The sequence below is a fragment of the Pseudomonas sp. SDO5532_S415 genome (assembly GCF_054071155.1).
Genome location: NZ_JBSVWS010000170.1, coordinates 1 through 12,498, shown reverse-complemented (window position 1 = coordinate 12,498; position 12,498 = coordinate 1). Strand labels below are relative to the sequence as shown.

12 protein-coding genes and 1 pseudogene are annotated in these 12,498 nt (G+C 59.8%); 9 read left to right on the top strand and 4 right to left on the bottom strand.

The genetic code is table 11. From position 1 onward, the window contains the following. Together ACW9HW_RS25275 and ACW9HW_RS25270 are read left to right on the top strand one after the other, a co-directional pair. Nucleotides 1-227 (top strand): annotated as a pseudogene (locus tag ACW9HW_RS25275) (cytochrome C oxidase Cbb3); the annotation flags it as partial. Continuing rightward, nucleotides 227-448, top strand: a complete 222-nt coding sequence (locus ACW9HW_RS25270; RefSeq protein ID WP_457402053.1) for a cbb3-type cytochrome c oxidase subunit 3 — start codon at nt 227-229, stop codon at nt 446-448. The pseudogene ACW9HW_RS25275 and the gene ACW9HW_RS25270, both read left to right, overlap by 1 nt. 132 nt (nt 449-580) lie before the next feature. Here ACW9HW_RS25270 and ACW9HW_RS25265 read toward each other — a convergent pair whose 3' ends face one another. From ACW9HW_RS25265 to ACW9HW_RS25250, 4 genes are all read right to left on the bottom strand, one after another. Next, entirely contained in the window at nt 581-1,075 is a 495-nt protein-coding gene (locus ACW9HW_RS25265) for a hypothetical protein (RefSeq protein WP_095194084.1), read from the bottom strand. Nucleotides 1,076-1,163: 88 nt separating this feature from the next. Further along, on the bottom strand, nt 1,164-1,679 hold the full coding sequence (locus ACW9HW_RS25260; protein WP_095194083.1) for a GNAT family N-acetyltransferase: 516 nt from the start codon (nt 1,677-1,679) through the stop codon (nt 1,164-1,166). Nucleotides 1,680-1,852: 173 nt separating this feature from the next. Then, a complete protein-coding gene (locus tag ACW9HW_RS25255) occupies nt 1,853-2,833 on the bottom strand; it encodes a LysR substrate-binding domain-containing protein (RefSeq protein WP_457402052.1) in 981 nt (326 codons plus the stop codon). 183 nt (nt 2,834-3,016) lie between these two features. Continuing rightward, nucleotides 3,017-3,457 carry a carboxymuconolactone decarboxylase family protein gene (locus ACW9HW_RS25250; RefSeq protein ID WP_095194081.1) on the bottom strand — a complete coding sequence of 147 codons (441 nt, stop codon included), beginning with the start codon at nt 3,455-3,457 and terminating at the stop codon, nt 3,017-3,019. Nucleotides 3,458-3,758: 301 nt separating this feature from the next. Between ACW9HW_RS25250 and ACW9HW_RS25245 the strand changes: the two genes are divergently transcribed. From ACW9HW_RS25245 to ACW9HW_RS25215, 7 genes are all read left to right on the top strand, one after another. Then, complete coding sequence (locus ACW9HW_RS25245; RefSeq protein WP_457402051.1) at nt 3,759-3,956, top strand: hypothetical protein; 198 nt, start codon at nt 3,759-3,761, stop codon at nt 3,954-3,956. Between the two features lie 377 nt (nt 3,957-4,333). Further along, nucleotides 4,334-5,767: a MocR-like pyridoxine biosynthesis transcription factor PdxR gene (pdxR, locus tag ACW9HW_RS25240; protein ID WP_457402050.1), complete on the top strand. Its 1,434-nt coding sequence runs from the start codon at nt 4,334-4,336 to the stop codon at nt 5,765-5,767. A 124-nt stretch (nt 5,768-5,891) separates the two neighbouring features. Beyond that, nucleotides 5,892-6,185 (top strand): antibiotic biosynthesis monooxygenase family protein, encoded by a 294-nt coding sequence (locus ACW9HW_RS25235; RefSeq protein ID WP_095194078.1) that lies wholly within the window; start codon nt 5,892-5,894, stop codon nt 6,183-6,185. A 200-nt stretch (nt 6,186-6,385) separates the two neighbouring features. Beyond that, nucleotides 6,386-6,805: a cupin domain-containing protein gene (locus tag ACW9HW_RS25230; protein ID WP_457402049.1), complete on the top strand. Its 420-nt coding sequence runs from the start codon at nt 6,386-6,388 to the stop codon at nt 6,803-6,805. 228 nt (nt 6,806-7,033) lie between these two features. Continuing rightward, nucleotides 7,034-7,744, top strand: a complete 711-nt coding sequence (locus ACW9HW_RS25225; RefSeq protein WP_457402048.1) for an ATPase — start codon at nt 7,034-7,036, stop codon at nt 7,742-7,744. 124 nt (nt 7,745-7,868) lie between these two features. Then, entirely contained in the window at nt 7,869-11,072 is a 3,204-nt protein-coding gene (locus ACW9HW_RS25220; protein WP_457402047.1) for a DUF2339 domain-containing protein, read from the top strand. Continuing rightward, nucleotides 11,069-12,439, top strand: coding sequence for a DUF3999 domain-containing protein (locus ACW9HW_RS25215; protein ID WP_457402046.1), 1,371 nt, complete (start codon nt 11,069-11,071; stop codon nt 12,437-12,439). Before ACW9HW_RS25220 ends, ACW9HW_RS25215 begins: the two co-directional genes overlap by 4 nt. Nucleotides 12,440-12,498: the final 59 nt, after the last annotated feature.

The following is a 12,498-nucleotide window of genomic DNA, read 5'->3' as shown; positions in this document are numbered from 1 at the left end:
GGGTCAATGGCATCACCCAGGGCCTGATGTGGCGCGCAATCAACGACGACGGCACATTGACCTATTCCTTCGTCGAAGCCTTGCAGGCCAGCCATCCGGGGTTCGTGGTGCGCTTTGCCGGGGGCGTGTTCTTCCTCGGTGGCATGTTGCTGATGGCTTACAACGTGTGGCGGACGGTCCGGGTGTCAGACCTGAAAATGGCAGAACTTGAGGCGCAGATAGCCTGATGATCGAAATCGCGCTGAATATTCTGGGAGCGGTGAGCCTGTGGCTGGCGGTGGAATATTGCTTGAGACACCAGACTGCCGAGAGTCTCGAGGATGCCAGTTTGATTCCGTTTGCCGATGATCCGGAGGTGGCGCGGCGGGTGGAGGCCGCTACTGGCAAGACCATCAATGCGGTGGCGCCGGAAGAGGTGAAGCCGGGTTGGGGAAACCTTGAAATCTGATGCGCCACCCTTTTCACTGTGGGAGCGAGCCTGCTCGCGAAAACGGTGTATCGGTCAACATTGATGTCGACTGACACTCCGTCTTCGCGAGCAGGCTCGCTCCCACAGGGGGATAGGCGGTGCACAGAAAAATCAGCTGCGTTCGCGGGGAATCAGGCTCTGCAGCTGTTGCGCCAAAAAGTTCGCATCGAACGCAAAGGTATCCGGGTCTTTCAAACCGTTGGTCTTGCGCCACTGCCAATCATTGGAAGGTGGCAGGCAGACCAGCGAAACGCTGCCATAGCGCGCAGCGGTAAAGCCCATGACCGCCAGGGAAATCTGACCGCCCACGCCCATCACATCCGGCACGAATTCCACCGGCTTGCCGGCAATCACAATGGATAATTTCTCGGTTTTGAACGTCGACGCCTCCACCGGAACGCTTGGCCCGAAGGCAACGTACTGCTCGCGGCTCACCTCCAGCAGATTCGGTGCCTTGACCGGCTCCAGCCACTGCTGGATCTGGTCGAACAGTTCACCGATGCGCGTCGCCCAAACGGCCGATTGCGACTCGAATACCTGCTTCTTGTGCGCTTCGCTTTCTGCGTAGTGACGAAGCATCTCGCCCAGTTGCTGTACATCGTCCATTGCGGTGTTCCTTTGGTTGAAGCGGTGCTACGGATATCCAGCATGGCAGATGCGCGCTGCCGGCGTACGACTAAACGCCGGGAGGTCTCTAGCCGGGCATGCGACGCAGGCGCGCCATGCTCAAGACATCGACCCACTGGCCGTCGCGGAACCCGTAATCGCGCAGCAGCCCTTCGGTTTCGAAACCGAATTTGCGATACAGGCCGATGGCGGCTTCGTTGTCAGCGTAAACGGTCAGTTCGACGCGGCGCAGGTTCATCCAGTTGTCGGCGATGTCCAGTGCCGCCGCCAGCAGCTTTGAACCCACGCCTTTGCCCTGCCATTCACGCGCCACGCCCATGCCGAAGCTGCCGGCATGGCTGCGGCGGATACGGGAAAACTGTTCCAGGGTGATGTTGCCAACAACCGCCCCCTGGTGCAGCGCCACCAGTTGCATCACCCGCTCGTCGTCCGACGCCAGGCGTTTGCGCCAGATATCGGGGGACAAAAACGGCATTTGCAGCGTCTGACGAACAACCACCGGCTCACGGTAGAGCGCGGTGATGCCTTCGAGGTGGGATTCCTTGAGGCGTTCGAGAGTGATGAGCGATTCAGTGACGGGCATGGGTGATTCATCCTTGAGGCAGACATGACGGTTCACTCTACAACGCTACCATCCCTGCTGGCGAGAATCCTTGTGGGAGCGAGCCTGCTCGCGAAGAGGCCATCACATTCAACACTCGTATTGACTGACATGACGCTTTCGCGAGCAGGCTCGCTCCCACAGTTTGAGATGAGTCAACCCTCGAACCACTCCCGACGTTCGCTGAAGGTGTTATGGATCAACTCCACCAGCATCTGCACCTGCTCCTCGCCCTCCGACCCGGCATTCACCGCCATCCACACCTGGCGCTGCATCGCTTGACCGAACAGCTCCGGCAAACCGGTCAACCCGCGATCGAAGCGGCTCATGTAGCCGGGCAACAAGCCAATGCACGCGCTGCAGCGGATCATCTCCAGCATCAGCTCATAGGAATGCAACTGCACGACCCCGGCCAGGCGCTGGTCCACCAGATTGTTCCATGGCCGAAAACTGTCGACCTGACGATCATGCTGCCATTGCACCAACATAAAGTCGGCCAGATCCTCGAGGCTGTCGGGGCGCGAGGCGACCCGTGAATAGCGCTTGGCGATGTGCGGCAGGTAGTCGAGTTGCGCCAGGGCCCGGGGCTCACTGGTGGCGAAACTCGGACCGGGCAGCGGCGAATCGGTGCCGGCCAGCCACACCACCACATCGGCCGTGACTGCTTGCAGGGTCAGTTCGCTGTCCAGGGTGATGATGTCCAGGCGGACGCTGGCATTGCGTCGCAGCAATGCCACCAGATCGCGCCCGAGAATGTCGTGCAGGATCGACTCGGCGATAGCCAGGCGCACCAACGGTTGCTGGATCACCGGCAGGTCACGTTCGTGGGCCAGCGCAATCAACTGCGACTGCAATTGCAACCCGTCACGACTGAGGACAAGGCCATTGTCCGAGGGGCTGAACAATGAACACTGCAACTGGGCTTCCAGCTGCGCCAATTGCTTGCGCAAGAGGGTGGCCTTGATGTTGAGGCGGCGGGCCGCCTGCATGAAGCAGCCGCAACGGGCACTGACGCTGAAACTCTGCGCCAGCACCGGATCGATCTGTGCCGCGCGGAGGCGCCAGGATGGAGTTTTATCATGGGGGACGCGGTACTCGGCCATACGCCGATGACCGGAAGCTTCCAAGAATGACATCGATGACTCCCTGTCGATCTATCTCTGGGAGCTCCATCCTGCGCATCGATCATGAAGCGGGTGTGACAACACACCTGTAGGAGCGAGCTCTGCTCGCGATGGATACCCAGACAACGCGATCATTCAGACCGGGGGCGTTATCGTTGACGTCCATCGCGAGCAGAGGGACGCGTGCCCTTGAGATCAGGTACTGGGACTTTGTCGAAAGCTCACGGCCAGGCGGTTCCAGCTGTTGATGGTGGTGACCGCGATGGTCAGGTCCACCAGTTCGCCTTCGCTGAATTGGCCCCGGGCCTCCTCGTAGACATCATCCGGCACATGGCTTTTCGACAGCAGCGTCACGGCCTCGGTCCAGGCCAGGGCTGCACGCTCGCGCGGGTTGAAGAAGTTGCTGTCGCGCCAGACCACAATGGAATACAGGCGCCGATCGGTCTCGCCCAGGCGCCGGGCATCCACCGAGTGCATGTCGGTGCAGAACGCGCAGCCGTTGAGCTGCGACGCGCGGATCTTGATCAAGTGCAACAGCGCCGGCTCGATGCTCAGGCTGCTGGTCAGAGCCTCCATGGCGATCATTGCTTTCATCGCCTTGGGTGAAGCGCTGTAGTAATCCAGTCGAGGGTTCATGGCAGGCCTTTTCAATCAGGTGAATGTTTCAAGATTGGCACACACACCGGGCGATGCCAGATCCAATTATGCGAAAAAACGGTGGACCACTTACCACGATCGGTCATTGAAAAAACACAGGACTCCACACCCTGCTTTCAAATACCGACAACAGGCTTTAACGCACTGGCCCATTGAACTTCCAACAACACATTGGTCACCACGTTAAGTTCAAAATTGGATATTTTCTATCGTTCGATTCGCTCACTAAACTGGCGCCGTCATCCAGACACTTGCAACTTCACTTCAAAAGGTAAACATCATGAAAAAAATAGTTATCGTCGGCAGCCTGTTGTGCGCAGCGTTCTCTGGCCTCTCCTTCGCCGAAGGTGGCAGCGACCGCTTGATCGAACGCGCCAATGCCCGTGCCCAGCAGGTCGCAGCGCAAAACGAACGGATTCAAAACGACAATCAGAACACCGCTGAACGTGCAGAAACCAAGCCCGCCAAATCCAGCTGAAGTGCTGAATTACCAATGGCTGTTGCACTGACTCATCCTTGCAAGACAAATATCTCTGCAAGGATGAGTATCTAAAATAATAGTATTCAAGCAACAAAGAAAGCCCTGCAATAATCATTGCAAGGCTTGTGGCGGAGCAACACCAAAACTTGTCACCCGAAGATATCGAGCAAACTCGACAGCTTCAAAGAGGGCGACAGACTAACGGCGATTATCCGATCAATCGATAGCCAATTCTGCGATTTCCGGGCAGACGATTGCCCACTAGTCCAATCCAGCGTTTTTTCCCTTCGCAACTTCATCCCTGCCGACAAATCCGGGTACTCTTGCGCCATGTACAGCGCGAACCAGATCACCCGTCGCAGGAGCTTGCCGGTATGGAACTACATGTTGTCATTAACGGCCGCAAGGACCTGGCGGGCCAGTTGTACAACCAACTGCGCAGCGCCATCGAATCAGGTCGTCTGGCAGCAGGGACGCAGCTCCCGCCGAGCCGCTTGCTGGCCGAGCAGTTGGGCATCTCGCGCAAGACCATTTCCGATACCTACGCCCAGCTGACCTACGAAAACTTCCTCACCGGGGTGATCGGCAAAGGCACCTACGTCAATGCCCGGGCTTCAAAAATCGAGCGCAAGCAAAGCCATACCGAGCTGGCCGGGTTCGAGGTGATCGAGTCCTGGTGCAATCTGCCGGTGTTTCTGCGCCACCCGACCCTGGAAGGCTCGCTGCGTTATGACTTCATCGGCGGCGCCACCAGCAAGGGCCAGTTTCCCCAGGATGACTGGCGCCGCTGCACCTCCCATGCCTTGCGCCAGATCGCCGCATCCAAGGGCCTCTACAGCCTGCCCGAAGGTTTGCCGGCGCTGCGTAATGCCATCGCCCGGCACATTGCGTTTTCCCGCGGGGTCAATTGCCAGGATGACGACGTGGTGGTGTGCAACGGGGCGCAACAGGCGCTGGACCTGATCGCCCGGGTGCTCACGCGGCCCGGCAGCATCGTGGCCATGGAAGACCCCGGCTATCCGCCGGCACGCCTGTTGTTCGGCACCCACGGTGCCACGGTCATCGGCGTTCCGGTGGATGCCGAGGGCATCCAGGTGGACAAGATCCCCCTCGGCACGCGGCTGATTTACGTCACCCCTTCGCATCAGTTCCCCTTGGGCATGCCCATGAGCCAGGAACGGCGGGTAGCGCTGCTGGCCAAGGCCCATGAACTGGGCGCCATCATCATTGAGGACGACTATGACAGCGAATTTCGCTACGAAGGTCGGCCAACCGATTCGCTGCAAAACATGGATCAGCGCGGGATCGTCGCCTACGTCGGGACCTTTTCGAAAACCCTGCTGCCGGAGCTGCGCCTGGGTTACGCGATCCTGCCGCCGGCGATTCTCGAAGCGGTGGTCCGCGCCAAGCAACTGACCGACCTGCACACCTCCACCCTGCCCCAGTGGGCGCTGGCCAAATTCATCGCCGAAGGCTGCCTGCTCAAGCACATTCGACGCTGCCATACGATCTATGCGGGCCGGCGCGACCGGATCCTGGCGCGCATGGCCGGCGATCTCTCGCCATGGCTGGAGGCCGTGCCGACCATGGCCGGTTTCCACATGGTGGTGATGTGCAAAGTACCAATCGACGTGCCACTGGTGATCGAGCTGGCCAAGAAGGTGGAAGTCGGGCTCTATGCCATCGACAGTTTTTACTACCAACAAACACCGCAAGCCGGGTTCTTCCTGGGTTTCGGCGCCATCGAGACCCTGGATATCGACATCGCCCTGGATCGTCTGAGAGACATTTTGCAACAAGTTGCCTGATGGATTGGACTGCGGCTTTATCCGGCGATTGGCTATTGGTGGTCCGGGGGTGCAGGCCTATCCTGCATAGGCGTAATCCCTCAATGAGCAGGATTCGTCCGGCCTGATTCAGGAGTGTGAGCCAATGTCCTACAAAGTGATCAATACCGTAAAGGTACAGGCCGTTGCCGGCCGCTCGGAAGAACTGGGTAAGCAACTGCAAAAGATTGTCGACACCCTGCGCGAACTACCGGGCTGTGATTCCTATATGGTCGACCGCTGCCCTGAGGACAGTAACCGCTGGACCGTCAGTGCCCACTGGCAATCGGAAGCGGCGATGCAATCGCATTTCAGCAGTCCTGAAGTGCAAGGATTTATCGACCTGATCGATTGCCAGTTGGCCAACGCCGTCGACTTCAACAGCTTTCCGATCCGATAGAAAAACGATTAAAGATCGCAGCCTTTTGGCCGTTCCCGCAGAGTATGGGTACCTCTGAAGGAGCTGCCGCAGGCTGCGATCTTTTTCGTTTCAGGCCCCCCGCATTGGTCCCCTGACCTTCTCGAATATTGGCTGTTTGATTGCCCGCCACAGCGCACTAGATTGGTTCCTGACCACTAAACCACCGCAGGTGATGAACCATGAACGTTTTGCGCTTCTGTGCCGCCCCTCTTGTCGCCCTGACCCTGACCGTATCCGCCTCGGCCTTCGCCCATGAGGCGGGTAATCCGTCGGAAAAGGTCACGGTATTGCAGGACAAAATGCTGAAAAACGTACCGGGCAAAAAAGCCTTGATGATCGAAGTCGATTACAAGCCCGGCCAGGCGTCCATTGCCCACAGGCACGACGGCACCGCCATGGCTTACGTTCTGGAGGGGGCCGTCACTTCGCAGGTAAAAGGCGAGAAAGAAGTGACCTACAAGGCCGGGCAATACTGGTACGAAGCGGCCGGTTCCGAGCATCTGGTCTCGAAAAACGCCAGTGCGACCCAACCGGCCAAGTTACTGGTATTCATGGTGTTGTCGCCGGACGAAGAAGTTCTGGTCCCCCTGAAAAACTGATCGCTGAACGGTTAGCCATAAATAAAAAGGCCCGAATTACACATTCGGGCCTTTTTATTTCCTCGGGTAATTACGCCGACATCTTTACACCAAACAAAACTAGTGGCTCCCCCATAAAGACTGATATTGGCTATTTCATTGTGCCCATCCCGGTTTAGTCTGGATGCACCGCCGGTTATTTCCGGCACCCTAACTTTCCGACTGATGTTGTTTCACTGGAGAAACACCATGAAACTTGCACTTGTCAGTACGTTGACGATAACGGCGCTGTTAACCGGCTGTTCGATTCCCACTGCACCGTCTGCGGTTTCCTCGCTGGACGGTATCTTCAGTGAACCGGTGGGTCGCAGCAGCGTAACCGGCGTTCCCAGTGGTAGCCATGTCTCCCTGGGCGTGGTGTACAGCCGCAATACCCAGGCCAACCGCGCCTATCTGCAGGACTACCAGGCCAACGCCGGCACCGGTTTCGGCCAGAGCCTGCTGGTGCAGTCGATCCACGACGCCTACGTGGCCACGTCCAATCCCGACCTCGCGGTAGACTGGATCAAGGCCTCGTTGCAACGGCAGTTCGGATCGGTCACGGTGTATCCGGACATGCAAAGCCTCAAGGCCGCCAAACCGGATGTCATCGCGGTGGTCGACAGTCGCAGTCAACTCATGACTTCGCGCAGTTCCGATATTGAAGCGGATGTCCGTGCGCACTTCTACGACCGTAACCTCAACTATATTGCCACTGCACAAGGGCATGACGCCAAAGCACTCAGCCCGGTGTGGGCAGACTACAAGCGCAGTGAAGAAATTGTTGCAGATATAAATGAACAACAGAATGTGCAAACAAGGGCGCTGCAGAAGTTTGACCAGTCACTCAGTAATTTATTGACCAGCCCGACAGATAAAGTATCGATGACAGATAATAAAACAGGCATGAATTTGTATTGATATTAATGGCCCCTTCGCGAGCAGGCTCGCTCCCACATGGTTTGTGCCGTTGCGCACTAGACTCAGGTCAGACGCTGTACCGCCTGGACTCGCCCCATGAAGGGGCCGCTTAGGGATATCGACCATGCAATGGATGTTCATGCTGATTGGCCTGGTGCTGGGCTGGATGCTCGACGAGTCGTTCAGCGACGCGCTGCTGGGCGCATTGTTCGGTTTGGCGATTGGGCAGGCCATTCGTATCAGTCGGTTGGCGTCGCAAGCCAATGAGCATCGCCGTCAGCTGGAGCAGGCGCAGGTGGCGCTGCATGGCGTCGAGCAACGGCTGGCACTTCTGGAGGTGTCTGGCGTCACGGCCCCTGAAACCGCTGAACCTGTCATCAGCGAAACCACGGCGGCCCCGGACAGCATTGTCGGGCAAACCGCTGCCGAAACCCCGGAACTGGTCTGGGAGCTTCCGCCCGAACTCGATCCCGTCACCGAACCCGACCGTCCACTGCCCGTGGACCCCTGGAAACCGCAACCGGTTTCCCGCGAATCGCAACAACCCGCGATCCCCCTCGGCCCCCATTTCATCGAGCGCGCCATCAGCGCTGCCCGCGCTTGGTTGTTTGGCGGCAACACTGTATTGCGGGTGGGCTTGGTCCTGTTGTTCCTCGGTCTGGCCTTCTTGCTGCGCTACGCCACCGAAGGCATGGTGGTACCGATCGAGTTGCGTTACGCCGGTGTCGCGGCGGCGTCACTGGGACTGCTCGGGCTGGGTTGGTGGCTGCGAACCCGCAACAACAATTACGCCTTGATGCTGCAAGGCGCCGGGGTCGCGGTGTTGTACCTGACGGTGTTTGCGGCGATGCGCCTGCACCCGTTGCTCGATCCTTCGGCGGCGTTTGGCGTCCTGGTTGCCATCACGGTGTTCTCGGCGATTCTTGCCCTGACCCAGAATGCCATGGGGTTGGCGGCCGTCGCCGCGCTGGGCGGGTTCGCCGCACCGATCCTGGCCTCCACTGGCACCGGTAGTCACGTCGCGCTGTTCAGCTATTTCGCCTTGCTCAATGCCGGCATCCTGGCCATCGCCTGGTTCAAGGCCTGGCGCCTGCTGAACGTTATCGGCTTTGTGGGCACCTTTGGCATCGGTTTCGCCTGGGGGTTGCGTTCCTATACGCCGGATTTGCTGTGGAGTACCGAGCCGTTTCTGATTCTGTTCTTCCTGATGTACCTGGCCATCGGCTTGCTGTTCGCTCGTCGCAAGCTGCATGTGATAAGCGACGGGCCCGCGGAAGGTGATCGAGAAGCGCTGTTGCGCTGGTCGGCCCGCAAGGGCGATTACGTTGATGGCACGCTGCTGTTCGGCCCGCCACTGGTGGGCTTCGGGTTGCAGTTCGCCCTGGTGCAGCATCTGGAGTTTGCCGCTGCCTTCAGTGCTTTGGCCATGGGCATGATTTACATGGCGCTGGCCCGTCTGCTGATGGGGGGGCGTGCAATGCTGTTGGGGGAAACCTGCCTGGCGTTGGGGGTGATTTTCACCAGTCTGGCAATCCCGCTGGGGCTGGATGCGCGTTGGACCACCGCAGCATGGGCGGTGGAAGGCGCGGGAATTTTCTGGCTCGGCCTGCGTCAACAACGGCCGTTGGCCCGGGCCTTTGCCTTGCTGCTGCAACTGGGGTCGGCCCTGACGTTTCTCAGCGAGCTGCGCGGCGGCGAGGGCAACCTGCTCGACGGCACACCGTTGGGCGCGCTGATGCTGGGTGTCGCGCTGTTGTTCAGTTTCTATCAGTTGCACAAAGCGTCGCCGGAGCAAACCAAATCCTGGGAACGCCAAGGCACGCCCGTTTTGGCCTGTCTGGGCCTGGTATTTCTCTATCTGCTGGCGCCGCTGTTTTTCTTCAGCCATGGCACGGTGATCTGTTGGGCCTTGGCGGGGCTAGTGACGTTAGTTGTCGGTCTGCGCATTGAGTCGCGTGCAGTCCTGTTCAGCGCGCTTGCCGTGCAATTGTTGGGTGGCGCCTTGATCCTCGCAGCATGGCCGCTGTCTGGTGAAACGTTGCGACCCTTGGCCCATGGCGGGTTCTGGGCGCCGCTCTTGCTGGGGCTGGCTGCGTTGGTCGGTGCCTGGCGTTTGCACATCAGCAATCTTGCCATGGCGCCTGATGGTTTGCAGCGTTTGTCCCGGATATTGCTGGTGTGGGGCGCGGCCTGGTGGATGTTGGCGTGGGTCAGTGATGTGATGCGCTTTGCACCGTTGCCGCTGCAGGGGACGTTGCTACTGATCGTCGCGGCCGTAAGCGTTGCGATGTGGACAGTGCTGGCGCTGCGTCTGAATTGGCCGTCGCTGGGGGTACTCTGCACGGTGTTGATCCCTGCTGCCGCACTGGTGCTGCTTGGGGTCTGGTACCCGCGCTATCACCCGGCCGCCCATTTCGGCTGGCTGGTCTGGTCAGCGTTGTTCGTGGTGCATTTCGTCTCCCTGCGACGCCTGGCAACGATGTTGCCGGCGCGGGTTTTGAGTGCGGCTCATGTACTCGGCTGTTGGTTGTTGATCGGGGTGCTGGCTCTGGAATTGCGTTACGGCTTGCTGCTGTTATCCGAGCAATACAACGCCTGGCGCTGGTTGGGCTGGGCGATTCTGCCGAGCCTGTATCTGGTGCTGATGGCGGCCCCGCGCGCCTGGCCGTGGCCGGTGTCGGCCTGCAACCGCGAATACCGCCTGTACGCCGCTGCCCCGTTGGCGCTGTTGATGCTTGCCTGGTTCTGGTTGGCGAACGCCTTCAGTAATGGCAGCGCCGAGCCATTGCCCTACGTGCCGCTGATCAACCCGCTGGAGTTGGGGCTGATCTTTGCGTTATTCGGCGTATATGTCTGGTCCCGCAGCGCCGTGACGCAGCTTGGGGTGGGCAGGGAGTCCGCAGCCAAAGCCATTCTGGCGATCACGGGTGTCTCGCTGTTTGTATTCTTCACCGCATTGGTCATGCGCACGGCGCACCAGTGGAGTGGCGTGCCGTTCGAGCTTGATCGGCTGCTTGAATCCATGCGGGTACAGGCCGGCCTGTCTATCGTCTGGACCTTGATGGCCCTGAGTCTGATGATCGGCGGACATCTGCGTGGTCGTCGCGAGGTCTGGCTGGTGGGCGCCGTGCTGATCGGGGTAGTCGTGGCCAAGCTGTTCTTTATCGAATTGAGCAACCGCGGCGGGCTGGCGCGGATTGTGTCGTTCATTGGCGTTGGCGTATTGCTGCTGGTGGTGGGCTACTTCGCCCCATTGCCGCCCAAACGCATCGAGGCTGTGTCGGAAGCAGAAAAACCGGCACCGCAAACCGAAGGAGTGTCGTCTTGAGTCAGAAGCTGAACCTGGGCTGGTTAGGCGCTGTTGCAATGGGTATGGCGCTGGCAGCCGGCGCTCAGGAAAAACCGGCGGATTTCGCCGCGCAGGTACCGTTGTCCGTGAGCGGTGAAGGTCCGTGGTATCGCCTTGAATTGCCCCTGGCGGTTCAGCTGAATGCACGGCAGACCGACCTCAGCGATGTACGCGTGTTCAACGCTGCCGGCGAGCCGCAAGCCTATGCTCTTGCCCGGGAAACTGCCCAGGTCGACGACAATCGAACGCTGACCGACGTCAAATGGTTCCCGCTGTACGACTCGGCGGACGACACCGAGCGCGCACCGGGCGTGCGGGTGCAATCAAACGTAAACGGCACGCTGGTCGAAGTGCAGCCGTCCCGTCAGCTGGAGGCGGGCGAAGAAGTACTGCGTGGTTGGTTGCTCGACGCCAGCGGTATCAAGGCGCCATTGCAGCAGTTGATCCTCGACTGGACCAGCGAGCGTGACGGATTCCAGCGGTTCAGCATCGAGGCCAGCGATGATTTGCAGCATTGGCAGTCCTGGGGCGAAGGGCAAGTGGCGCGGCTGACCTTTGCCGACGAACGGGTCGAGCAGCATGAAGTCGGACTGCCGGGGCAATCGGCGCGCTATCTGCGATTGCTGTGGAACACGCCGCAAGCGGCGCCGATCCTGACGTCGGCGCAGCTGCAGAGCGCCAGCCCACGCAGCCTGCCGCTGCCGTTAGTCTGGTCGCAAGCGTTGGCCGGTAGCAGTGTCAAGGCGGGGGAGTACATCTGGCAATTGCCGATGGGGCTGAACGTCGAGCGCGTTCAGATCGTACTGGACCAGCCCAACAGTCTGGCGCCCGTGGTGTTGTCCGGTCGCCGGGAGAGCAGCCTGCTGTGGCAGCCGATGAGCAGCGGCTTGTTGTATCGCCTGACCCAGAACGGCCAGGACGTGCTGCAGAACGAATTGCAGTTATCGGGGCAAACCGTGCAGCAGTTGAAACTGGTGGTGGACGAGCGCGGCGGTGGTCTGGGGGCTCAGGCGCCCACGCTGAAATTTGCCGTGCGCGCCACGCAATTGGTGTTTCTGGCGCGGGGGGCGGGACCTTTTACGCTGGCGTTGGGCAGTGCAACGGCGAAGGCGGCGAATTTGCCGTTGTCGACGCTGATTCCTGATTTCAACGCAGCGAAGCTGGCGACGTTGGGCAGGGCTTCGGTCGATGGTGGGGCGGTGGTCACCCCGGCTGCTGCGGCCGTACCGGCACCGACCGGCACCGACTGGAAGAAATTCGGCCTGTGGGCAGTGTTGTTGCTCAGCGTGCTTTTTCTGGCGGCGATGGCGTTCAGTTTGCTGCGCAAACCACCAGTCAAGCCCTGAAGGCGGGTGCTTTGCACCCATTCGCGAGCAGGCTCGCTCCCACAGGATCATGCGTTCCC

Coding starts and splice junctions, on each gene's coding strand:
- ACW9HW_RS25270 (WP_457402053.1), top strand. CDS start 227: ATGATCGAAATCGCGCTGAATATTCTGGGAGCGGTGAGCCTGTGGCTG.
- ACW9HW_RS25265 (WP_095194084.1), bottom strand. CDS start 1,075: ATGGACGATGTACAGCAACTGGGCGAGATGCTTCGTCACTACGCAGAA.
- ACW9HW_RS25260 (WP_095194083.1), bottom strand. CDS start 1,679: ATGCCCGTCACTGAATCGCTCATCACTCTCGAACGCCTCAAGGAATCC.
- ACW9HW_RS25255 (WP_457402052.1), bottom strand. CDS start 2,833: ATGTCATTCTTGGAAGCTTCCGGTCATCGGCGTATGGCCGAGTACCGC.
- ACW9HW_RS25250 (WP_095194081.1), bottom strand. CDS start 3,457: ATGAACCCTCGACTGGATTACTACAGCGCTTCACCCAAGGCGATGAAA.
- ACW9HW_RS25245 (WP_457402051.1), top strand. CDS start 3,759: ATGAAAAAAATAGTTATCGTCGGCAGCCTGTTGTGCGCAGCGTTCTCT.
- pdxR (WP_457402050.1), top strand. CDS start 4,334: ATGGAACTACATGTTGTCATTAACGGCCGCAAGGACCTGGCGGGCCAG.
- ACW9HW_RS25235 (WP_095194078.1), top strand. CDS start 5,892: ATGTCCTACAAAGTGATCAATACCGTAAAGGTACAGGCCGTTGCCGGC.
- ACW9HW_RS25230 (WP_457402049.1), top strand. CDS start 6,386: ATGAACGTTTTGCGCTTCTGTGCCGCCCCTCTTGTCGCCCTGACCCTG.
- ACW9HW_RS25225 (WP_457402048.1), top strand. CDS start 7,034: ATGAAACTTGCACTTGTCAGTACGTTGACGATAACGGCGCTGTTAACC.
- ACW9HW_RS25220 (WP_457402047.1), top strand. CDS start 7,869: ATGCAATGGATGTTCATGCTGATTGGCCTGGTGCTGGGCTGGATGCTC.